We start from the raw sequence: 1,466 nt of genomic DNA, 5'->3' as shown, positions 1-1,466 counted from the left end.
GTCGACGCGGTGGCGCTGAAGGCCTGGGCGTCGCCGGTCCAGCCGAGGCGCTCGTCGCGCTGCGGGCAGTCGGTCGGCACCGAGACGAAGTTGTCGCGCTGCGACCAGAAGACGTTCGAGTGGAACCCGTCGAGCGCGGCATGCGACGAGTGGAAGGAGCTCCGCGGCGCGAGATCGCTCGAGATCGCGATGCCCTCGGCCGAGACGACCTCGGCGCCGACGACATCCGCATAGCGGAAGCCGTGGAAGGTGAAGACCGGCTCGAGCACGTGCTCGCCGTCGCGGTCGAGGATGTAGACGTCGGTCGCCTTGGCGCTGCGGAGCGCTGCCGTGTGCAGATCGCCGGAGGGCTCGAGCACTTCGGCATGGCGGATGGTCACGGTGCTCCCGGCCCGGCCGTTCACCGTCAAGCGCACCCAGCCCGAGATGTTCTGCCCCGCGTCGAGGATGGTGCGCCCCCCGTGCGCCCAGGCCTGCATCGGCAGCTCCGCCACGACACGCACCGGCTCGGCGATGCGCGGCTCGAACAGCGTCGCGTCAGTCTCGAGAACCTCGGCCGTCGTCCACCCTTCCGCGGCGAAGCCCGCCGCGTGGACGTCTTCGGCCAGGCGCAGGTCGATCTCGGTGCCGTCGTAGATGCTCGCGGATCGCACCGCCCCGAATCCGCCTGTCCACGTCGCATCGGTGACGATGGCGACCTCGCCGTCCACCTCGAGCTGCGCGAGCGCGCCGATGCGGTCACCGTAGATCGACGTGCGACGGGCGAAGCCGAAGCTGCCGCGATACCAGCCTTCGCCGACCGCCAGCACAATGACGTTGACCCCCGGCCGAAGGAGTCCGGTGACATCGACGGTGTCCACGAGGATGCGCTCCTGGTACGAGGTCCAGCCGGGCGTGAGCAGGGCGTCGGAGGCGCGGACGCCGTTGATCCACGCGTCGACCAGCCCGAGGGCGCTCAGGCGCAGGCGCGCCGACGACGGCGCCGATGCGAGCGTGAACTCACGGCGCAGCAGCGGAACGGGTCCGCCCAGCTCGCTCGGGATGCCGATCACCCGCGCGGCCAGGTCGGGGCCGTCCACTCCCGCCTCGACGACGAGAGTGTCGCTCCAGTCCGTCCAGCCCTCGGCAGTCGCGATCCGCACGGAGTATTCGCGGCGTTCACGCGGGGCGAGCGCCCCAGGGACCGCGATGCCGACGGATGCCGCGCCGTCGACGACGCCGTGCGAGACCGTCTCAGCTCCCTCAGCGGACGAGGCGAGCTCGTACGCCACCTGCCTCGTGCCGGCGCGATCGGACTCGACGCGCCAGCTGAGCCGGAGTCCCTCGCGAGGCACTCCCAGCAGCCCTGGCCCGTACTGGGAGCGCAGTCCGCCGACCTTCGTCGAGGAGTCCAGGATGGTGGATTCGGGTACAGCCGACATGGCGGGGATCCTTTCGGCGCTCGGCATCCTCGCGAAGCGCCGTCC

The 1,466-nt window shown here is 71.1% G+C and carries 1 protein-coding gene; it reads right to left on the bottom strand.

Going from position 1 to position 1,466, the window contains the following annotated elements; all coding sequences use genetic code 11:
* The coding region (locus AC1DVT_RS20240) for a family 78 glycoside hydrolase catalytic domain (protein WP_477391192.1) at positions 1-1,421 on the bottom strand (1,421 nt) is incomplete at its 3' end.
* Positions 1,422-1,466: the final 45 nt, after the last annotated feature.

This window comes from Microbacterium sp. P2_F9, assembly GCF_056403635.1.
The sequence above is the reverse complement of the archived record's forward strand: the minus strand, read 5'-3'. Positions and strand labels throughout refer to the sequence as shown.